The following is a 20,129-nucleotide window of genomic DNA, read 5'->3' on the forward strand; positions in this document are numbered from 1 at the left end:
GAAAGACAAAAGAGGTTGGAACCGGTTGAGCGGACTCAGGGAACCGATCATCCGTAGCCAGAGGATTAACCATCGAGATCACCTGGCTTGATGTTCAAACGTGCGAGGCGATACAACAGCGTACGGCGCGGCAGCCCGAGCTCCCGGGCAGCAATCGTCTGATTGCCGTTGTTTTTACGCAGACAATCGATCACCAGACTGCGTTCGACCTGCACAAGGCGCTCGCGCAAGTGCAGGCTGCTATCTTGCGTAATTGCATCCATAGGCAGAGAAAAGTGTCCGACCAGCAATTCGTCGCCCTCGCACAGCAACACCGCACGCTCGACGAGTCCTTTGAGTTCGCGCACATTGCCGGGAAAGGCATAAGCGGCCAGATGACTCAGCGCCGCCTCAGACCAATGCACGCTATCGCGTTGCAAAAATGTGCAGGCCTTTTCAGCGAAATGCCGGGCCAGATCGAGGATGTCACCTGCGCGTTGACGCAGGGCCGGCAGTTCGATTGGAAATTGCGCGAGACGGTAGTACAGGTCCTCACGGAATTTTCCTTCCCTGACCAGCAACGCCAGATCACGGTGGGTCGCCGCGATAATGCGTACGTCGATCTTATGGGTATCGTTACAACCCAGCGGCCGAACCTCACCCTCCTGCAAAACCCTCAACAACCTGGCTTGCAGGGATAACGGCATATCGCCGATTTCATCCAGGAACAGGGTGCCGCCGTTAGCCGCATCGAACAGCCCGGCGCGATCGCGGTCGGCACCGGTGAAGGCACCTTTTCGGTAGCCGAACAGTTCACTTTCCAAGAGGTTTTCGGCGAATGCCGCGCAGTTCTGCACGATAAGTGGTCGAGAGTGCCGAGGACCACCATCGTGAATCGCCCGCGCAACCACTTCCTTGCCAGTACCCGTCTCGCCGCGCAACAACACGGTGTAAGGACTATGCATGACCTTACTGATCAGCAAATAGGTTCGGCGCATGGCCGGACTATTGCCTATCAGTCCATAACCGCTGGCATTCGGGACGCTGTCTGATGCAGATCGTGTGTTGCCAGACGGCAGACGCAGCCGTTGCAGCAGTTGCAGCTGACTAAGTACAAACGAGCCCAATTGACCCAGTGACTCGGCAAGCCCTTGCAGATCAACGTGTTGGCGGCTGGCACAGAGCACTAAACCCTCAACGCCCTTTTGCCGATTTAGCAGAGGCACACACAACAACGATTTCCATGGTTTGCTCTGGAGCGGCAAAAAACTGGTTTCGTACAAGCTGTCACTCAAGGAGTCGAGGCACACCACGCGGTTCTGGCGCAGGGCGTATTGCAGCAGTTGCGCATCGTTGAAATCTATCGGGAAGTCCGCCCTGTCCCGAGGCTGCAAAATGCCGTTCAGGTGTTCGGAGTTCAGTTCCAGGCAGCCGTGGTTTGCGTCAAGCAAATATAATTGCGCCAGCTCGCAATCACTCAGTTGCGTCACTGCACGAAGAAAGTCACCCAGCAATACAGCGCTGTCCGCCGCCTGAGACAAACTGGCGAATTGATCCAGCAAGGCTTCGGCATACGCCAGCGATTGAGGCGTTTGAGCGAGCATTACCCCCATCTCAAGCGAACTCGCAGATGACGCCGGCATCAACATCCAGCGTCGCATGAACACGTGTGAAGTGATCACCGGTTGCCATTGCATCAAGCAAGCGGTCAGCCACCCGGGGCAGCACATGCCGATCCAGCAACTGGTCAATCAGACGGGCACCGCTGTCGCTTTGCGTGCAAAGCCCGGCCAAGTGATCGACAAGGTTCTGGCAATAGCCGAAATCCAGCTGACGACGATGCAGGCGCTCTCTCAAGCGGCCAAGCTTGACCTCGATCAGTTCACAGAGTACCGGTCCACTGACCGGGTAATACGGCACTATGCGCATGCGTGCCAGCAGCGCCGGCTTGAAGTGTTGGATGAGAATCGGGCGAATGGAGGCTTCGAGCTCCTGCACGGGTGGTCGTGCAACGTTTTCGCACAGCTCGCTGATCCGCTCGCTACCCAGATTGGAGGTCATCAGAATGAGCGTGTTTCGAAAGTCGATCTGGCGCCCTTCCCCATCGTTGGCCAAGCCTTTGTCAAAGATTTGGTAGAACAGGTTAAGTACGTCCGGATCAGCCTTTTCGACCTCATCAAGCAATACAACGGAATACGGCTTCTGACGCACGGCTTCGGTAAGCATGCCGCCCTCCCCGTAACCGACATAACCAGGTGGCGCTCCGATCAAGCGAGAGACGGTATGCTTTTCCTGGAACTCCGACATGTTGATGGTTGTAATAAAACGATCGCCGCCATACAACAAATCCGCTAGCGCCAGCGCGGTTTCGGTCTTGCCGACGCCACTCGGGCCAACCAGCAGAAATACGCCCACTGGCGCTTCAGGATTGTTCAGGCCGGTGGCTGTCGCACGCATCGAGCGATCCAGTATCTCGATGGCTTGTTCCTGACCACGAATACGATTGCGCAGGTCTGTAGCAAAGCTGGCGATCCTGGCGTTGTGCTCAAGGGCCAGTTGAGACAACGGCACTCCCGTCCAGGCACTAATGACTTCAGCCACCAGACGCGGGCACACTTCAAAACTCACCAGGCGTTGTCTGACTTGCGAATCAGTCAAGTTGCGATGGACTTCGTTGAGCGCAACTCCCAGAACTTCGATGTCCGGTGCCTGCTCCTCATTTGAAGCTGTTCTAGTGACAGCTTCTTCCCGGGCCCTTGCCAGTTGCTGACGCAGATCCAGCAGACGTTCGGCCAGTTCCTTTTGCTCAGTCCACAGCGACTCCAGTTCAGCCCTTTCGTACTCAACCAGGACGAGGCGTTCTTGCAGGGCGGCCAGCACCTTATGATCAATCAGCAATCCCGCCTCGGCGTCCCGACACATGGCCTGACACTGGCGGACACCTTCAGCCAGTTCGCCACGCAAACGCTCCAGACTTTGCGGAGCAGCAGCCAGGCTGATACGCACGCGGGCACATGCAGTGTCGAGAACATCAACGGCTTTGTCCGGTAGTTGACGACCGGTCAGATAGCGAGCAGACAATTCAGCCGCTGCCACCACAGCGTCATCGCGAAGGTAAATGCCGTGGCTCTTCTCATACACCGGAGCCAGCCCGCGAAGGATTGTCACGGCTTCGCTGATAGTTGGTTCATGCAATTGCACGGGTTGAAAACGTCGGGCCAGGGCCGGGTCTTTTTCGAAGTATTTCTTGTACTCCGTCCAGGTCGTGGCGGCGATGGTTCGCAACTCGCCACGAGCCAGCGCGGGCTTGAGCAGATTGGCCGCATCGGAACCACCGGCACTGCCTCCCGCGCCGATCAGCGCATGAGCTTCGTCGATGAACAGGATCACCGGCTTTGGCCTGTCCTTGACTTCATCAATTACACCCTTGAGGCGCCGCTCGAACTCACCTTTGATGCTGGCGCCGGCCTGTAATAGCCCCATGTCCAGGGACAACAACTCAACACCTTTCAACACCGGCGGTACTTCACCGGCAGCGATGCGCAATGCCAGGCCTTCGACAATGGCCGTTTTCCCCACGCCCGCTTCGCCGACCACGATCGGGTTGTTCTTGCGACGACGGGCGAGAATATCGACCATCTGACAGATCTCAGTATCGCGGCACAACACCGGGTCCAATTTGCCGTCACGGGCTTGTTGAGTCAGGTTGTGAGTGAAGCGTTCCAATAAGGATTCAGCGGATCCAACCGGTTTGCCGGTGGCTGGCGGCTCAATCCGGGATAACGCGAATTCTTTAATTCGCTCAATGTTCAGCCTCGCGAGCAACAATTGGTAACGGCTACCGGCGTAGCGCAGTGGATTGCACAACAAAGAGAGGATCAGTGAGGCCTGTCCAATCACGCTCTCACCCAACTCGAGAGTTGCCAGCAGTAAGGCATCCTGTAGCCATTGAATCAGTTCCAGTGCAAACACAGGTCGCTGCGAAGCGGTGCTCTCGACTCGCAATTGCAACGCGACCGCCAACTCACTGGCATCTACTTCAGCGTCTTGCAGGGCACGACCTAGCAAACCTTGTGGGCGCTCCAATAACGCCAGCAGAAAATCCTCGACGAGCACTTTGCTGCCACCACGGGCGATGCAGCGCTCGGCAGAGCTTTCCAGGTCGTGACGGCTTTCGGCGTCAAGCGCCTGGATAAGCTGTTGCAGGTCCACAGTGATCATTGCTCACATCCTTAATGAGTTTTTACTGCTCAGTGTCACCACGCCGTCGGCGCGTTCGCGGCCCAGCCAACTTGTCCAACCCAGATGACAGACATTCAGCTCACCGATGCGCAGCTCGCGAATTTCTTCCTGACGCAGGGCCAGACGAATGTCGTAGTCGAGCGGATCACGCAGGGTGAATCGCACCAGCGCACACAACGGCTGATAGCCGAAACCGAGCGGCAGGAATTCATGAAAGCGTTGCCAGTCGAGTTTGCGAATATGAATCCGGAATTTTCCGCCTCGATCGCGAACGTGCTCGCCCAGTACCAGGTCTTCACCGAGTTTGCTGTTGCTGCGCCCGAGGCCATTGCGTTGCTCGTCGAGAATCGCGACGCGACGCTCGATGCATTGCTCAATGGTCAGCTCGGCGTGCTTGAAGTAGTAACGTAGTACTGCCTCGATCAAGGCTGCCGAGTGCGCTCGCAGACTGAGCAGACCGAGGTACGGCAGCAAGCGCTTCCAATTCAACTCCCGGGCCTTGCGGATCTCTTCGCCACCAAGACCTATCAGGGCAAACAGTTGCGAAGAAAAAGAATCGAGGGCACCACTCTGGAAGCCCGCGTGATATCGGTACTTGCGCCAGATCGGCCACATCAGCCGTTGCAATCGGTGATGAAACAGATCGAGGAAATTGCGGGTCGGGTTACCCTCTTCGCCGTCCCTCAAGGCCTGTTCGGCATAAAACGCAGGCAGCGGTGAACCGGAACCCACCAGGCTTATCAGGTTGAATCGCAACCGCGCGCGCATCTGCCCGTGCTCTTCAAAGAACTCCACACGGTCCACGTCGCTACCGGGAAAACCAAGGCTCGGATTAGCCTGGAATTCCAGCTGGTCGTACAGTTGGTCTTCGCTCAGATGCGGATATATCTCGCGCAGCCGATCAATCACCAGTCGCACAGCCTGAAACAGTGAATATTCTCTAATTGCCCGGCTCAGCCCGCTTAAAGCAGGGGCTGAAGCCCCATGCGCGGTGTCCATTGATAGACCTCTCCTTGTGTGCTGATTACCCGCAGCTCGTGATACGAATTGAGGCTGGCGTAAAGTGCGAAAAACTCGTTGAGTACCGAAGCGAACACGAACAGATCGCCCTCACCGATATACCCCTGTGGGTCGATGACCAGTTCGGTGCGCAAGCCTCGTACCGGTAATCCACGGTGCAATCTGTCGACATGCTGATGCTTGATCGACTTCAGCCCGCCGAGCAGCCTCTTGCTGACTTTCTCAGCCTGCTGGTCGTAGTAGCGTGGCAGGTCGTAGGTTTCGAGAATCAGCTTCAAAGCATTGACGTCGGCCAGGGACAGATAGTTGAGCGACATATTGCTTATCAGCTTCCAGAGGAAGTCCTGATTGAGCGGCGGCGCAAAACATGATGTGACCGAAGTGATGTTGCGAAAACGCAGGAACTCGGGCGTCTGCCTGCAAGGCTGGTTGATGTCACCGGGCTTTAACTTGCGCGGCAGGTTTTGGTTGGTGCACATCAGCTCGACCGAGAGCGTTTCCTGTACTTCGCAATGTTGAATGCCGAAGCTCAGATAGGTATCAAGACCGTCGTGAAGCAAGGATGAACGCTGGCGAACGCTGTAATGCGGGCGGCTGACCGGCACATCGAAACTTGGATCGTGCTCGAAGGATTCGAACGGCACATACTCCCGATTACCCAGCCCCCCAGTTCTCCATCCGGTGACGCTTTCAACCGAAAACACCCCGCAGTGTTGCGGGTCGTACTCGGCTGGCAGGAGCAAGTGCTCATCTTGTTTGCCGTCGAGACGCACTGGTAGCGCGTCGTGTGTGAACAGATTGACGATCGGTGTGCAGTGGAGCTTTATGTTGTCCAGGGTCGGACACAGTTGCTGCGATGCGCTCTTGCGAATATCAAAGCGCAACTCCAAACCTCGCACCTGTTTCATGCTGTCTTCGGATAAAGTCTTGAGCAGGTCGAGTCCGTTGATATCGACGAACAGGAACTTGTCCTGGAAAGCGAAATACTCCTGCAGGTAGCGATAACCACGGAAGGTATTCAACGGGTAAGGCACCAATGCGTCTTCTTCGGCAAAACCTACCGGTTGCACGTGACTACCAGGTAACCGGAGTGCCATCGGCATCTCTTTCACCCCAGCGATTGGCTTGCCGGCACCATCCAACGGGACTAACTCGATGCCATGCAGATGACGCAACAGGCTCAGGTAAAGCATCTGGCTGATATAGCGTTCGCCCGTGAAGTGCAGGCGCAAACGATTCAACGCCAGCTCACCAAAATGGCCGTCAGTGCTCATCTCTAGTCGCAAGCTCAAAAGCGAACCATCGCCTTTGGCCGAATAATTCAGCCCGATAAGATTCAGCGCTGAGACTTCGGTCGAATAGCACGTGCGAAAACGACAACGCACACCGTCGATCGGCACACTCTCCACCGGTGTGTCGCGTTCAACCACAAAGGCCGGTTCCGAACGCGTCAATGCTGCAAACTGCAAAATGCTGAACGCCGGCAACGGTCGCATATAGTTGGGCCACAGTAACCGCATCAACGACTGGCACAGCTCCGGCAATTCGTCGTCAAGTTTCTGCCGCAGACGGCCGGTCAAAAACGCGAAGCCTTCAAGCAACCGCTCCACATCCGGATCACGTCCGGGCTGGCCCAGGAAAGGTGCCAATGCCGGACTACGCTCGGCGAAACGACGGCCCAACTGGCGGAGTGCGGTCAGTTCGCTTTGGTAGTAGTGGTTAAAAGACATCGAGAATTCCATTTGTCATTGGCTGACCTTGACCTGTCCACTGCCATCCAGGCACGCGGTAAAACTGACCTGACGTTTGAAGCCATCGATTTCCAACAAACCTTCAATGCTGAAGGACAGGCGAAGTCGATCGTCATCGCGCACTCCAGGAGAAACCTGGACTTTGCTCAGACGAGGTTCGTAGGCCTCAATGAAGTGTTCAATGGCCAGACGCGCCTGACTCAGGGAGTCGTGCAGACTCAGGCGCATGTCATTGAGATCGGGTAATCCGTAGTCGGGCAATGTCTGCACGCTGCCCATACGGGTACTTAGCATCTTGGCCAGATGGGCAGCCACAGACGCCATGGCAGAGTTTTCGCGACTCCAGCCAACACGTTCTTCCACATCTCCGGCCAGGCGCTCGAAGAGGCTGCCATATCCAGTCATGAGTCAGCTTCCCTTACTCTTTGTCCAGCTTGCCAACCAGAGACAGGGTGAAATCGGCACCCATGTACTTGAAGTGCGGACGCACATTGAGGCTGACGCGATACCAGCCCGGTTCCCCGTCGACATCGCTGACAATGATCTGCGCTGAGCGCAGTGGTCGACGACCACGGACTTCAGCACTCGGGTTTTCCTGGTCGGCTACGTACTGGCGAATCCATTTGTTGAGCTCCTGCTCGAGGTCAGTACGTTCCTTCCACGAACCCAGTTGCTCGCGCTGCAGTACCTTTAAATAATGGGCCAGGCGATTGACGATCATCATGTACGGCAATTGGGTGCCGAGCTTGTAGTTCAGTTCTGCAACCTTGCCTTCGGCGCTGATGCCGAAGTGTTTCGACTTCTGCACTGAACTGGCAGAAAAGAAAGCCGCGTTGTCGCTACCTTTGCGCATCGTCAGAGCGATAAACCCTTCCTCTGCCAGCTCGTATTCACGGCGATCGGACACCAGCACTTCGGTCGGAATTTTGGTTTCGATTTCGCCCATGCTTTCGAAGTGGTGCAACGGCAGATCCTCAACCGCACCGCCGCTTTGCGGGCCGATGATATTTGGGCACCAGCGGAACCTGGCGAAGCTGTCGGTCAGTCGCGTGCCGAACGCGTAAGCCGTGTTGCCCCACAAATAGTGCTCGTGGTTGTTGGCCACGGTTTCTTTGTAGACGAACGATTTCACCGGGTTCTCTTGCGGATCGTACGGATTGCGTAGCAGGAAACGCGGAACAGTCAGCGCCATGTAACGCGCATCCTCTGATTGGCGGAAACTCTGCCATTTGGCGAATTGCGGGCCGTCGAAGTGATCTTTCAGATCTTTCAGGTCAGGCAGGCCGGTAAAGCTCTCCAGGCCGAAAAATCCTGGACCCGCCGCTGCGATGAAAGGCGCATGGGACATGCAGGCGACACTGGACACGTACTGCATCAGCTTCACATCCGGCGAGCTCGGCGACATGAAATAGTTAGCAATGATCGCTCCGACCGGCTGGCCACCGAACTGGCCGTACTCAGCGGTGTAAATGTGCTTATACAAGCCAGACTGCATCACCTCCGGTGAATCTTCGAAGTCATCCAACAGGTCTTCTTTGGAGACGCTGAAGAATTCGATCTTTATGTTCTCGCGAAAGTTGGTGCGATCAACCAACAACTGCAGGCCTCGCCACGAGGACTCCAGCGACTGAAAGTCAGGGTGGTGGAGGATTTCATCCATTTGGCGGCTGAGCTTGCTGTCGATCTCGGCGATCATCCGATCGACCATGGCTTTCTTGACCGGCTCACCATTGTTCTGGGGCTTGAGTAGTTCTTCAATAAACGCCGATACACCACGTTTGGCGATGTCGTAGGCTTCGTCGTCAGGGCTCAGACGGGTTTCGGCAATGATGCTGTCGAGAATGCTGTATTCACTCTCGTTGCCATGCTGCTGCACTGCATTTGTATTCACGGTATTGGCTTCCTTGACGGGTGGCAGATTCAGGCGGGTCGAGCTTCGGTGTTGAGCCCTAGCTCACCCAGTACGCGGCTGCGGGATTCGTCATCTGCCAAAACGCCTTCAATGGCCTTGCGGAACGCAGGTGTATTACCGAGAGGCCCCTTGAGCGCAACCAACGCATTACGCAGCTCCATCAGTTTTTTCAGTTCCGGCACTTGATCGACCAGGCTGGCCGGATTGAAATCCTTCATCGAGTCGACACGCAGATCCATAACCAATTCATCTGAGCCGCTGTCATCCTGAAGTCGATTTGGCACACCCAATGTCACCCGCAACTCCTGCTTGGCCAGTACTTCGTCAAAGGTCATCTTGTCGATGTTGATCGGCTTGCGATCTTCAACTTTCCGGTCATCCTTGCGTTGGGTGTAGTCACCGATCGCCAGCAGTTTCAGTGGCAGTTCGATCTCTTCCTGAGCACCACCAGTGGCGGGTTTGAAAGTGACGTTGATGCGTTCCTTGGGGGCTACCGAGCCTTCTTTGGCCATGGCGATTCTCCTGGCGGTTGTGGCCCTGGGGCCTAGTCGAGTGCCACTTCAAGATCGAGGTGGCACAGCCTGCGATAAATCTCTTCCTTGCATTCGCGCACCGCGTGGTTCTGCGGCAATGACTCGCAGCAGCTATGCAGCAACTGCAGCACTTGCAACGCAAGATCCGGCTCCCAGGCGTGCAGGCCTGCGTCCCTTAATGTCTGGTCGAGGGTTTCAAGTTGGGTCTTGGCCAATTCAAACTTCCTGGCCATGAAGCACAGGCGTGCGAGTGCGAACTGCCAGAAAAACCGCGCCCGTCCGCCGTGAGCGGCCAGCAGGCCCTGCTTGAGAATCTGCACGGCAGCCTTGAGGCCGTCCTTACGCAAGACAGGCTGGACGTCTTCCAGGGCCTGCTCCCAAGCCGGTAAAGCCTCAAGGATTTCTGCAGAGCGCGGTGCATGGGGACTTTGCAAATGCGGCATGATTTGGCTATTGACCCATGTACGGGTGGCCGGATCAGCGAATGGAGCGCCGTCATGAAAGCGCAACTCGAGGATGCCAGGCAGACGCTGAATCAATAGTGCGAAGTGGATTTCCACTTCACGCATGGCCATCTCTGCGTTCAATCCCTGAAGGCATTCCCAAACCATCCGCTGACCGTCAAACCAGAACGGCGCCTTGGACAGACTGGACTCCAGCTCCACCAGCAAATCAGCGTATCGGGCTTGCTCGTAGTGCTCTTGTAAGAGTTGGAGCCTGTCGACGGGTAACCCGCGCAGGGCTGTGATCTGCTCGGCGTTTCGCTCGGGCAATGTGTCGACAGGTAGCCAGAGCAGCGTACGGTTGAGGCGTAATGCGCGCAGATCGGTCGCCTTTTGTTTGAGCCACCAGGCACACAGCGGTCGCGCGCTGTCCTGTTGGGCACGCAAGGCTTTATGGGCATCTTTTTCGTTATCAATGGGCGTGCAGGGGTTGAATAGCTGCGTGGCAACCTGTTTGACCTGAGCCACTGCGGACTCAACGACGCTGGGTGTCGATTGATGCTCGGTTGTGCGTTGCACCAGATTTTTCAGGCGACGGGAAATGGGTAGCAACAAAGGTGCGTCGTCGCCTAGGCGTTTGGTGCAAATGGCATCAAGCCCTTCCAGATACTCCACAAGACAATGGAACAAGGGCAGTTGCTCTTTGATCGCGACGTTTTCAGTGAGCACCTTTTCGAGACGCGGCACCAACCAGTTGATCGCGGCAGCACGGGTACGGGATTTTTTCGGGAAAACCTCGGTCCAGTGACTTTCACACAGGTGACGCAACAACCCGAGGCCGGCCAACAGTCCCTGGAAAGACTCACCCTGGTACAAGGCCCATGTCAGCCAGACGCCAACCCGTAAATCCTTGGACTGAGTCCGCAGCAGGCTTTCGCAGTTCTCGCGAACTTTCAACCAATCAATCTGACCTCGTTCCTGCATGGATCGAGCTTTATCCAACTCACTTTCCAACGCTTCGTATTCGCTCGAATAGCGAACATCCTCCCCTGCAAAATTACCGTTGCAGACTGGTGACTTGGCTAATTCGAGATAATGCGCCGATAGTTTAGTTGAATATGTCATAGAAACTTACAACTCACGTCAAGGAATACGCTTGCAAGTAGACAGGATTATGAAAAAGCCAGGTTTTGGATGTTGGGCAAGTGTACGACCGAACCCACGAAGCAAAGGCCATCCGTTGAAGGCTGGAGAACTTATTATGAAATTGAGGCCGAATATGTAGGAAAAGTCGCTGTATTCCATGCGATTTGCCATTCCCCGGTGTAAGACAGCAATAAACTGGAGAATATTGATTAAACAGCAATCTCTATAGTGCAATTATTTGCGCATTATTTAGTGTTCAATGCCTCACGAAATTGATAGTAGTTAAAGCAACGAAATCTATGTCACTGAATGCTTCTTGATCTGTACTCCACTGGTCAACACCTACTCAACAACCCCATGTTTAAGAGTCGTCAGATTTACTTCAGGAAAGCTACGACACCTTGCGCCGTTGCCTACGGGTACGCCAGAATCCGCCGGCTTGTGCGCCTTGGGGCTGCTCGGTAACTTGATTCGCGTCACTGATTGTCGGTGATCGGGTTTAGTAGCCCGTCGTAGTCAAGTCGCACAAGATCTCCATCAAGCAGGTATCCCATCCCTGCATTTGATGGTGGCTGTGCGCAGGGCGCTTCGGCGCGCCGATTTCTTGGCTCATCGGTCTACTAACCTGTGCACAGCTGCCTCCCTATCGTTTAGTAGCGACTTGGTTGCAGCCTCACTCATATGAGGATAGAGCCAATGTTCAAAGTAACGCCGAACCCGCCGGGGTCCGACCCGGCATCACCCTACGAAAACCTCGACTCAAAGAAACTCCACGAAGCCGCCGAGCGCGCCCTCGACCATCACTTCCCGCCGACCGAAAAGAAGCCACCGAAACGCAACGGCCAACTCTTCAGCGTCTGCCCGGACATCAACACTGAAGCACTCCTGGCCAACGCCTCGGAAGATCTACTGTCGATCAGCGCCATCGCCGCCGACCTCGCCGACGATGTAGATGGCTCTCGGCGCTCCGTAGCCTTGGCGATCAGTCGCATGGCGGACGGGGTGCAATTATTGGTGGAGCGAGCGCTGGATGATCTGGATGAACCGGAAATGGCGGCGATACTCGCCAAGCAACAAAGCCGGGCCTGCTAACTCGCCATGCAGTAAACGACTCCGACTGGTGGGAACCTTGAGCCTGTGAGAAACCCGTGGCGAGGGAGCTTGCTCCCGCCTGAGTGCACAGCACTCACAAGAATCACGAAGCTGTCAGATTTTTAGGGCCGCTTCGCTGCCCAACGCGAGCAAGCTCGCTCGCCACAAGGTTTCGTATTGCTTAAGACTCCGGCACAAAAAATGGGCACCCAACCTCGGTTGGCGTGCCCATTCTTTATTCCACTCCCCCGCTACGCGGGTCAGGGAAACGGCTTACGGATTGACGCTGTCTTTCAAGGATTTGCCTGGCTTGAACGCAACGGTGTTGCTGGCCTTGATCTTTACTGGCTCACCGGTTTGCGGGTTTTTGCCGGTGCGGGCGCCGCGGTGGCGTTGCAGGAAGGTGCCGAAGCCTACCAGCGTGACGCTGTCTTTGCGGTGCAGGGCGCCGGTGATTTCTTCGAGAACGGCGTTCAGGACGCGGTTGGCCTGCTCTTTGGTGAGGTCTGCTTTTTCAGCAATTGCTGCGGCGAGTTCTGGTTTACGCATGTTAGTGAAGCCCCTTTGACGGTTTTTTGTTGTTATGTCCGTGCTGCTCTCTATGGAGCAGCGCCCAAGGCGCCGCAGATGCTCTACTCTGCGGCAGACGGGAGTGAGGATGGCACGCACGGAAGCCCTGCGCCAGTATCCGCGTGGCCATTCTCAGGGCATTTTGGGGGTGATTCCGACAGAACGACCGGTATTTACGCCAGCAGTGCCGGAAGCTCTTTATTCAGGGCCAGTTTTTCCATCACGGCCGTGCCGGTGAGGGCATAACCGAGCAGCTTTCCGCTGGCATCGCGGCATAACACCTTGATGTCGGCGCCCTGCCCTTCGACCGTCCAGACGCCTTCCGCACCCCGTGGCGGCGGGGACACCACCAACGGGCACACCGGGGTTTTGACGGTGATGGGCATCGGGCCATAGTTGACCGTTGTCGGGTTGCCGGCGAGGGTCTGGGCCAGCGCTCGCGCACAGCTCATCAGGGGCATCACGTACAGCAAATTCAGCCCATCGACCTCGGCGCAGTCGCCCAGGGCGTAGATATTGGCGTGGGAGGTTTGCAGGTGACGGTCGACGACGACTCCACGATTGACCTGCAAACCGGCAGCGGCGGCCAGGTCGATGCGCGGGCGCAGGCCAACGGCCGAGACCACGACGTCGCACGGGATGACCTGGCCGTCGGACAGGTGCGCTTCCAGGCCGTCGGCGACCTTCTGCAGGCGAGTGAGCACCGGCCCCAGGTGGAAACGTGCACCTAGGCTTTCCAGCCCGGCCTGTACCGCAGCAGCGGCGGCCGGGTGCAGCAGGGTCGGCATGACCTGTTCGCACGGTGCAACCAGTTGCACCTCATAACCGCCCAGGCTCAGGTCGTTGGCGAACTCGCAGCCAATCAGGCCGGCGCCGAGCAACAACACCCGACACTTGCCGGCCGCTGCCACGCGAAAGCGTGCGTAGTCTTCCAGGTCGTTGATGGGGAACACGCAGTCCGCCGCGTCGCCTTCGATGGGCACGCGCACGGTTTCAGCACCCCAGGCCAGGATCAAGTCGCGGTAGTACACCGCTTCTTCACCGATCCACAGGCGTTTGTGGCCCGGGTCGATGCCGCTGATGCGGGTGTGGGTGCGTACTTCGGCCTTCAACTGTTCGGCCATCGCGCCCGGTTCGGCCATGCTCAGGCCGTCGGCGTCTTTGTTTTTGCCGAAACCGGTGGAGAGCATCGGCTTGGAGTAGGAGCGCCCGTCATCGGCGGTAATCAGCAGCAGAGGGGTTTCGCCATCGAGTTTGCGAAACTCCCGGGCCAGGTTGTAGCCAGCCAGGCCGGTGCCGACGATCACGACAGGTGCGTTCATTCCTTACTCCTCAGTTTTCAAGCGGTGATTTCGATCATTTCAAAATCCATCTTGCCCACACCGCAGTCCGGGCACAGCCAGTCTTCCGGCACGTCTTGCCACAGGGTGCCCGGCGCAATGCCGTCATCCGGCCAGCCTTCGGCTTCGTTGTAGATCAGGCCGCAGACCACACATTGCCACTTTTTCATTCAGGTACTTCCTCAGGGTTCAGGCTTTTGCCGGCGCGAACGGTCGATGATTGCAGCGCTGCCGTTCGGCTCAGCGCGTTTTGTACTGATGGGGCCACGCAGATGCAAGCCCGTTCGGTGCAACGGGCGGGCGGATCACTCAAATTCATGAGCTGACATGTTAAGCTCGCCGCCTCCTTTGCTGCCAATAATGACTCATTGTGCAACACACAAACTCCACCCGTTCGGCCCCGCTCTGGCTCCCTCAAAGCCTGCTGACGCCCCTTCCCGACCCGTTTACCCTCGACTGGCTGTTTGACGAAGGATCGCTGACCCGACGCCTGACCCGGTTGTCGAATGACGGTTTCAGCGTCACGCCGCTGTTCGAAGGCTGGCAAACCCTGCGCGCCGATGAATGCGCCGCGCTGGACCTGGCCGAGGGCAGCGAAGGCTGGGTGCGCGAGGTGTATTTGCGCGGGCATGGCCAGGCCTGGGTGTTTGCCCGCAGCGTCGCGGCGCGCAGCGCGTTGCAGGGCGACGGCTTGCACATGGACGAACTGGGCAGCCGCTCCCTGGGCGAACTGTTGTTTTGCGACCACGCCTTCCAGCGTCGCGCCATCGAGGTTTGTCACTATCCTCAAGCGTGGCTGCCGACCGAGGTGCAGGCGCCTGAGCTGTGGGGTCGCCGTTCGCGCTTCGACCGCGGTACGTTGAGCGTGCTGGTGGCTGAAATCTTCCTGCCGACCCTGTGGAGCGCCGCCCGCGCCCACCCGGAGAACTACTGATGTACCAGAGCCTGCTCAAGTCCCTGAATCGCTTGAACCCACGGGCCTGGGATTTCATTCAGCTGACGCGCATGGACAAGCCGATCGGCATCTATCTGCTGCTGTGGCCTACGTTATGGGCGCTGTGGATTGCCGGCAAGGGCTCGCCGTCGCTGGCCAATATCGTGATTTTCGTGCTTGGCGTGGTGCTGACCCGCGCGGGCGGCTGCGTGATCAACGATTGGGCGGACCGCAAGGTCGACGGCCATGTGAAGCGCACCGAACAGCGCCCGCTGCCGAGCGGCAAGATCAGCTCCAAAGAAGCGCTGGTGTTCTTCGCCTTGCTGATGGGCGTGAGTTTCCTGCTGGTGCTGTGCACCAATGCGGCAACGATCTGGCTGTCGTTCGGCGGCTTGGCCCTGGCCTGCACTTATCCGTTCATGAAGCGTTACACCTATTACCCGCAAGTGGTGCTGGGCGCGGCGTTTTCCTGGGGGATGCCGATGGCGTTCACCGCTGAAACCGGCGAGTTGCCGGCAGCAGCCTGGTTGCTGTGGATCGCCAACCTGATGTGGACGGTGGGCTACGACACTTATTACGCGATGACCGACCGTGACGACGACTTGAAGATCGGCGTGAAATCCACGGCGATTCTGTTTGGCGAGGCGGACAGGGTGATCATCCTGACCCTGCAAGGGTTGGCGCTGGGTTGCCTGTTGCTGGCCGGTTCGAAGTTCGAGCTTGGCGGCTGGTTCCACCTCGGCCTGGCGGTGGCGGCGGGCTGTTTTGCCTGGGAGTTCTGGTACACCCGCAGCAAGGACCGCATGCGCTGCTTCAAGGCGTTTTTGCACAACCATTGGGCCGGGTTGGCGATTTTTGTCGGGATTGTGCTGGATTACGGGTTGCGCTGAAGCCTGGGATTACCCCTGACTTGATTTCCTGTAGGAGCGAGCTTGCTCGCGAAAAAACCACAAGCGCCGTTGGGCATCTGGATTAACGCGTTATCGTTCACGCCCATCGCGAGCAAGCTCGCTCCTACAGAGAATTACTTCTGCGACTCGCGCACGACGTGCCAAACGTCCTTCATCTTGTCACCCGTCATTTCTCCGGGTTTTTTGTCCTTGACGAAGTAGTACAACGGCTTGCCGTCGTAGGCCCATTGCATGCTGCCGTCATCACGTTTGATGACGCTCCATTTACCTTCAGCCTGGGCACCCGCTTCCGCCATCAGTGGCGGCCAATTTTCCGCGCACTGGCCAGTACAGGCAGACTTGCCGCCGGTGTCCTTGTCGAAGGTGTACAACGTCATGCCTTTATGGTCGGTCATCACGCCGCCTTTCATCATCGCCGGCTCGGCAGCGAAGGCCATTGTTGGTAAAGCGAGGGCAGCCGCCAACAGCAGGCCTTTGAAGGATTGCGAGCATAGCTTCATGGAAACCTTCCTTTTGTGGTTGTCAGGATTCGGACTTAGAGCTTAGTCCAGGTTCGTGACAACCGCAGACGACTAAAATACTGTCACACGACTGCAATAATTCCGTTATCTAATGCGGCGCAAGACAGTTAAATGACAAGAGGATTAAGGCATGGTTGGCAGGAGCATTCTGATCGTCGACGACGAAGCGCCCATTCGCGAAATGATCGCCGTTGCGTTGGAAATGGCCGGCTATGACTGCCTGGAGGCTGAAAACTCCCAGCAGGCCCACGCCATTATCGTCGACCGCAAACCGGACCTGATCCTGCTCGACTGGATGCTGCCCGGCACGTCCGGCATCGAGCTGGCCCGCCGCCTCAAGCGCGATGAGCTGACCGGGGATATCCCGATCATCATGCTCACCGCCAAGGGCGAAGAGGACAACAAGATCCAGGGCCTGGAAGTCGGCGCCGACGACTACATCACCAAACCCTTTTCCCCCCGCGAGCTGGTTGCGCGCCTCAAAGCCGTACTGCGCCGTGCCGGCCCGAGCGATGGCGAGGCGCCGATTGAAGTCGGCGGCCTGCTGTTGGACCCGATCGGCCACCGTGTGACCATCGATGGCAAACCCGCGGAAATGGGACCGACCGAATACCGTCTGCTGCAGTTTTTCATGACCCACCAGGAGCGCGCCTATACCCGTGGCCAGCTGCTGGATCAGGTCTGGGGCGGCAACGTGTACGTCGAGGAGCGCACCGTCGACGTGCACATCCGTCGCCTGCGCAAAGCCCTCGGCGATGCCTATGAAAACCTGGTACAAACCGTGCGCGGCACCGGCTACCGCTTTTCTACGAAAGCCTGATCCGGACTTTTCCCGCTTTAAGAAGTAGACAAGGACGCGCGTTCAAGTGAACCAAAACTGGCATGGCACCCTGATTCGCCACATGCTGCTACTGGTCACCGCCTGCCTGGTGATCGGCCTGATTACCGGCTACTACGGCTGGAGCCTCGCTGCGGGACTGGGCCTTTACCTGGCCTGGACGCTCAAGCAGTTGCTGCGTTTGCACGAATGGCTGCGCCTGCACAAACCCGATGAAGCACCGCCCGATGGCTACGGTCTGTGGGGCGAGGTGTTCGACAGCATCTACCACCTGCAACGTCGTGACCAACGGGTGCGCGGGCGCCTGCAAGCGGTGATCGACCGTGTTCAGGAATCCACGGCGGCCTTGAAGGACGCGGTGGTCATGCTCGACAGCGACGGTAACCTGGAATGGTGGAACCGCGCCGCCGAGACCCTGCTGGGCCTCAAGACTCCGCAGGACAGCGGCCAGCCGGTGACCAACCTGGTTCGCCATCCGCGCTTCAAAGAGTACTTCGAGCAGGACAGCTACGCCGAACCGTTGGAAATCCCCTCGCCGACCAACGACCGGATGCGCATTCAGCTGTACATCACCCGCTACGGCAATAACGAGCATTTGATGCTGGTGCGCGACGTGACGCGCATCCATCAGCTGGAACAGATGCGCAAAGACTTCATCGCCAACGTGTCCCATGAGCTGCGCACGCCGCTGACGGTGATTTGCGGTTACCTGGAAACCTTGCTCGACAACGTCGAGGAAGTGAACCCGCGCTGGACCCGCGCCCTGCAGCAAATGCAGCAACAGGGCGGGCGCATGCAGACATTGCTCAACGACTTGCTGCTGCTGGCGAAACTGGAAGCCACCGATTACCCGTCGGACAACCAACCCGTGGCCATCGACGGTTTGCTGCAGTCGATCAAGAGTGATGCGCAACAGCTGTCGGGCCAGAAAAACCAGAAAATTTCCCTGGAAGCCGACCCGACGATCCTGCTCAAGGGCAGCGAAGCGGAATTACGCAGCGCGTTTTCCAATCTGGTATTCAACGCAGTGAAATACACCCAGGCCGAAGGCAACATCCGTATTCGCTGGTGGGGCGATGAACAAGGCGCGCACCTGAGCGTGCAGGACTCCGGCATCGGCATCGACAGCAAACACCTGCCGCGCCTGACCGAACGCTTCTACCGCGTCGACTCCAGCCGCAACTCCAACACCGGCGGTACAGGGCTGGGCCTGGCCATCGTCAAGCACGTGCTGTTGCGTCATCGCGCGCGCATGGAGATCAGCAGCGTGCCGGGCCACGGCAGCACCTTTACCTGCCATTTCGCCCCTGCCCAAGTCAGCAAATCCCGGGTCATCAGTACCGCGGACTGATACCGGCCAGCACGCGCCACTAGGCAATCGCCAAGTCAGCCGTTACATTGGCTGACTTGCGCCTGCTTTTCAGGCGCACTTTTTTCTTTCCATTCGAATACACGGAACCCGCAAAACTCCATCATGGACCCTTCCCCTGGCTTGTCCCTCGCAACAATATTCGCCGACTTCGGCATGATTCTTTTTGCTCTGATCCTGGTTTTGCTCAACGGCTTTTTCGTTGCGGCCGAATTTGCCATGGTCAAATTGCGCTCGACCCGGGTCGAAGCCATCGCTGAGCAGCACGGCTGGCGCGGGCACATCCTGCGCACGGTGCACAGTCAGCTCGATGCTTACCTGTCGGCGTGCCAATTGGGTATCACCCTCGCCTCTCTGGGCCTGGGCTGGGTCGGCGAACCGGCGTTCGCCCACCTTCTGGCTCCTGTGCTGAGTGCGGCTGGCGTGGACTCCGCCGAAGTGGTCAAGGCGGTGTCGTTCTTCACCGCGTTCTTCATCATTTCGTACCTGCACATCGTGGTCGGCGAACTGGCACCGAAATCCTGGGCGATCCGCAAACCCGAATTGCTGTCGCTGTGGACGGCGGTACCGCTGTACCTGTTCTACTGGGCCATGTACCCGGCCATCTACCTGCTCAACGCCAGCGCCAACCAGATCCTGCGCATTGCAGGGCAAGGCGAGCCCGGCCCGCACCACGAGCACCACTACAGCCGTGAAGAACTGAAACTGATCCTGCACTCCAGCCGTGGCCAGGACCCAAGCGACCAAGGCATGCGCGTATTGGCCTCGGCGGTGGAAATGGGCGAGCTGGAAGTGGTCGATTGGGCCAACTCCCGCGAAGACCTGGTGACCCTGGAGTTCAACGCACCGCTCAAGGAAATCCTGGCGATGTTCCGTCGCCACAAGTTCAGCCGCTATCCGGTGTACGACAGCGAGCGCCAGGAGTTCGTCGGCCTGCTGCACATCAAGGACCTGCTGCTGGAACTGGCGGCGCTGGACCACATTCCCGAGTCGTTCAACCTGGCCGAACTGACCCGCCCGCTGGAGCGTGTATCCCGGCATATGCCGCTGTCGCAGTTGCTGGAGCAGTTCCGCAAGGGCGGCTCGCACTTCGCCGTGGTTGAAGAGGCCGACGGCAATATCATCGGCTACCTGACCATGGAAGACGTGCTGGAAGTGCTGGTGGGCGACATCCAGGACGAACACCGCAAGGCCGAGCGCGGGATCCTCGCGTACCAGCCGGGCAAACTGCTGGTGCGCGGTGATACGCCGCTGTTCAAGGTCGAACGGCTGCTGGGCATCGATCTGGACCACGTCGAAGCCGAAACACTCGCCGGGCTGGTCTACGACAGCCTCAAGCGGGTGCCGGAAGAGGAAGAAGTACTGGAAGTCGAAGGCCTGCGGATCATCATCAAGAAGATGAAAGGGCCGAAGATTGTCCTGGCCAAGGTGTTGATGCTCGATTGACGCACTGATCTGGCACCCATTCGATCCCTTCGCGAGCAGGCTCGCTCCCACAATTGGAATGCATTTCCCTGTGGGAGCGAGC

Annotated in this window: 18 protein-coding genes; 6 read left to right on the forward strand and 12 right to left on the reverse strand. The window is 57.8% G+C overall.

Annotated features, from left to right (window positions below; translation table 11 throughout):
• Window positions 1–65: 65 nt before the first annotated feature.
• Genes ACW9HW_RS10960 through tssA form a run of 8 tightly spaced genes read right to left on the reverse strand, consistent with a single transcriptional unit; the run spans window position 66 to window position 11,005 of the window.
• A complete protein-coding gene (locus tag ACW9HW_RS10960; protein ID WP_457399836.1) occupies window positions 66–1,583 on the reverse strand; it encodes a sigma 54-interacting transcriptional regulator in 1,518 nt (505 codons plus the stop codon).
• A gap of 10 nt (window positions 1,584–1,593) precedes the next feature.
• Complete coding sequence (gene tssH / locus ACW9HW_RS10965; protein WP_457399838.1) at window positions 1,594–4,200, reverse strand: type VI secretion system ATPase TssH; 2,607 nt, start codon at window positions 4,198–4,200, stop codon at window positions 1,594–1,596.
• A gap of 3 nt (window positions 4,201–4,203) precedes the next feature.
• The gene (tssG, locus tag ACW9HW_RS10970) at window positions 4,204–5,220 is read right to left on the reverse strand and encodes a type VI secretion system baseplate subunit TssG (protein WP_457399840.1); all 1,017 of its coding nucleotides are present in this window, start codon (window positions 5,218–5,220) and stop codon (window positions 4,204–4,206) included.
• The gene (tssF, locus tag ACW9HW_RS10975; RefSeq protein ID WP_457399841.1) at window positions 5,184–6,971 is read right to left on the reverse strand and encodes a type VI secretion system baseplate subunit TssF; all 1,788 of its coding nucleotides are present in this window, start codon (window positions 6,969–6,971) and stop codon (window positions 5,184–5,186) included. Before tssF ends, tssG begins: the two co-directional genes overlap by 37 nt.
• A 15-nt stretch (window positions 6,972–6,986) precedes the next feature.
• Complete coding sequence (tssE, locus tag ACW9HW_RS10980) at window positions 6,987–7,397, reverse strand: type VI secretion system baseplate subunit TssE (protein ID WP_457399843.1); 411 nt, start codon at window positions 7,395–7,397, stop codon at window positions 6,987–6,989.
• Between the two features lie 13 nt (window positions 7,398–7,410).
• Window positions 7,411–8,883 carry a type VI secretion system contractile sheath large subunit gene (gene tssC / locus ACW9HW_RS10985; RefSeq protein ID WP_457399845.1) on the reverse strand — a complete coding sequence of 491 codons (1,473 nt, stop codon included), beginning with the start codon at window positions 8,881–8,883 and terminating at the stop codon, window positions 7,411–7,413.
• A gap of 29 nt (window positions 8,884–8,912) precedes the next feature.
• On the reverse strand, window positions 8,913–9,416 hold the full coding sequence (tssB, locus tag ACW9HW_RS10990; protein ID WP_457399847.1) for a type VI secretion system contractile sheath small subunit: 504 nt from the start codon (window positions 9,414–9,416) through the stop codon (window positions 8,913–8,915).
• A gap of 32 nt (window positions 9,417–9,448) precedes the next feature.
• Window positions 9,449–11,005 (reverse strand): type VI secretion system protein TssA, encoded by a 1,557-nt coding sequence (gene tssA, locus ACW9HW_RS10995; protein WP_457399849.1) that lies wholly within the window; start codon window positions 11,003–11,005, stop codon window positions 9,449–9,451.
• Window positions 11,006–11,722: 717 nt separating this feature from the next.
• On the opposite strand from tssA, the gene ACW9HW_RS11000 reads away from it, so the two are divergent.
• Window positions 11,723–12,118, forward strand: a complete 396-nt coding sequence (locus ACW9HW_RS11000; protein WP_457399850.1) for a DUF6124 family protein — start codon at window positions 11,723–11,725, stop codon at window positions 12,116–12,118.
• A 273-nt stretch (window positions 12,119–12,391) separates the two neighbouring features.
• Here the strand turns inward: ACW9HW_RS11000 and ACW9HW_RS11005 are convergent, their stop codons facing one another.
• The 3 genes from ACW9HW_RS11005 to ACW9HW_RS11015 form a co-directional block, all read right to left on the reverse strand.
• On the reverse strand, window positions 12,392–12,667 hold the full coding sequence (locus ACW9HW_RS11005) for an HU family DNA-binding protein (RefSeq protein ID WP_003213368.1): 276 nt from the start codon (window positions 12,665–12,667) through the stop codon (window positions 12,392–12,394).
• Window positions 12,668–12,861: 194 nt separating this feature from the next.
• Entirely contained in the window at window positions 12,862–14,010 is a 1,149-nt protein-coding gene (locus ACW9HW_RS11010; protein WP_457399852.1) for an NAD(P)/FAD-dependent oxidoreductase, read from the reverse strand.
• A gap of 17 nt (window positions 14,011–14,027) precedes the next feature.
• Entirely contained in the window at window positions 14,028–14,198 is a 171-nt protein-coding gene (locus ACW9HW_RS11015; protein WP_095194616.1) for a rubredoxin, read from the reverse strand.
• Window positions 14,199–14,398: 200 nt separating this feature from the next.
• Between ACW9HW_RS11015 and ACW9HW_RS11020 the strand changes: the two genes are divergently transcribed.
• Window positions 14,399–14,962: a chorismate--pyruvate lyase family protein gene (locus ACW9HW_RS11020; protein ID WP_095194615.1), complete on the forward strand. Its 564-nt coding sequence runs from the start codon at window positions 14,399–14,401 to the stop codon at window positions 14,960–14,962.
• On the forward strand, window positions 14,962–15,852 hold the full coding sequence (gene ubiA / locus ACW9HW_RS11025) for a 4-hydroxybenzoate octaprenyltransferase (protein ID WP_095194614.1): 891 nt from the start codon (window positions 14,962–14,964) through the stop codon (window positions 15,850–15,852). Before ACW9HW_RS11020 ends, ubiA begins: the two co-directional genes overlap by 1 nt.
• A gap of 134 nt (window positions 15,853–15,986) precedes the next feature.
• Here the strand turns inward: ubiA and ACW9HW_RS11030 are convergent, their stop codons facing one another.
• Window positions 15,987–16,373, reverse strand: coding sequence for a COG4315 family predicted lipoprotein (locus ACW9HW_RS11030; protein ID WP_457399854.1), 387 nt, complete (start codon window positions 16,371–16,373; stop codon window positions 15,987–15,989).
• 151 nt (window positions 16,374–16,524) lie between these two features.
• Here ACW9HW_RS11030 and phoB point away from each other — a divergent pair, with 151 nt between their 5' ends.
• The 3 genes from phoB to ACW9HW_RS11045 all read left to right on the forward strand — a co-directional run bounded on the left by phoB (window position 16,525) and on the right by ACW9HW_RS11045 (window position 20,047).
• A complete protein-coding gene (gene phoB / locus ACW9HW_RS11035) occupies window positions 16,525–17,214 on the forward strand; it encodes a phosphate regulon transcriptional regulator PhoB (RefSeq protein WP_008064504.1) in 690 nt (229 codons plus the stop codon).
• 46 nt (window positions 17,215–17,260) lie between these two features.
• Complete coding sequence (gene phoR, locus ACW9HW_RS11040) at window positions 17,261–18,583, forward strand: phosphate regulon sensor histidine kinase PhoR (protein WP_095194612.1); 1,323 nt, start codon at window positions 17,261–17,263, stop codon at window positions 18,581–18,583.
• A 123-nt stretch (window positions 18,584–18,706) separates the two neighbouring features.
• Window positions 18,707–20,047: a hemolysin family protein gene (locus ACW9HW_RS11045; protein WP_095194611.1), complete on the forward strand. Its 1,341-nt coding sequence runs from the start codon at window positions 18,707–18,709 to the stop codon at window positions 20,045–20,047.
• Window positions 20,048–20,129 lie beyond the last annotated feature (82 nt).

Source organism: Pseudomonas sp. SDO5532_S415, from assembly GCF_054071155.1.

Bases quoted from the DNA above. Each gene is read 5' to 3' on its own strand.
- tssG (WP_457399840.1), bottom strand. From the start codon at position 5,220: ATGGACACCGCGCATGGGGCTTCAGCCCCTGCTTTAAGCGGGCTGAGC.
- ACW9HW_RS11000 (WP_457399850.1), top strand. From the start codon at position 11,723: ATGTTCAAAGTAACGCCGAACCCGCCGGGGTCCGACCCGGCATCACCC.
- tssB (WP_457399847.1), bottom strand. From the start codon at position 9,416: ATGGCCAAAGAAGGCTCGGTAGCCCCCAAGGAACGCATCAACGTCACT.
- ACW9HW_RS11010 (WP_457399852.1), bottom strand. From the start codon at position 14,010: ATGAACGCACCTGTCGTGATCGTCGGCACCGGCCTGGCTGGCTACAAC.
- ACW9HW_RS11045 (WP_095194611.1), top strand. From the start codon at position 18,707: ATGGACCCTTCCCCTGGCTTGTCCCTCGCAACAATATTCGCCGACTTC.
- ACW9HW_RS11005 (WP_003213368.1), bottom strand. From the start codon at position 12,667: ATGCGTAAACCAGAACTCGCCGCAGCAATTGCTGAAAAAGCAGACCTC.
- tssE (WP_457399843.1), bottom strand. From the start codon at position 7,397: ATGACTGGATATGGCAGCCTCTTCGAGCGCCTGGCCGGAGATGTGGAA.
- ACW9HW_RS11030 (WP_457399854.1), bottom strand. From the start codon at position 16,373: ATGAAGCTATGCTCGCAATCCTTCAAAGGCCTGCTGTTGGCGGCTGCC.
- phoB (WP_008064504.1), top strand. From the start codon at position 16,525: ATGGTTGGCAGGAGCATTCTGATCGTCGACGACGAAGCGCCCATTCGC.
- ubiA (WP_095194614.1), top strand. From the start codon at position 14,962: ATGTACCAGAGCCTGCTCAAGTCCCTGAATCGCTTGAACCCACGGGCC.
- tssH (WP_457399838.1), bottom strand. From the start codon at position 4,200: ATGATCACTGTGGACCTGCAACAGCTTATCCAGGCGCTTGACGCCGAA.
- ACW9HW_RS10960 (WP_457399836.1), bottom strand. From the start codon at position 1,583: ATGCTCGCTCAAACGCCTCAATCGCTGGCGTATGCCGAAGCCTTGCTG.
- tssA (WP_457399849.1), bottom strand. From the start codon at position 11,005: ATGACATATTCAACTAAACTATCGGCGCATTATCTCGAATTAGCCAAG.
- tssF (WP_457399841.1), bottom strand. From the start codon at position 6,971: ATGTCTTTTAACCACTACTACCAAAGCGAACTGACCGCACTCCGCCAG.
- ACW9HW_RS11015 (WP_095194616.1), bottom strand. From the start codon at position 14,198: ATGAAAAAGTGGCAATGTGTGGTCTGCGGCCTGATCTACAACGAAGCC.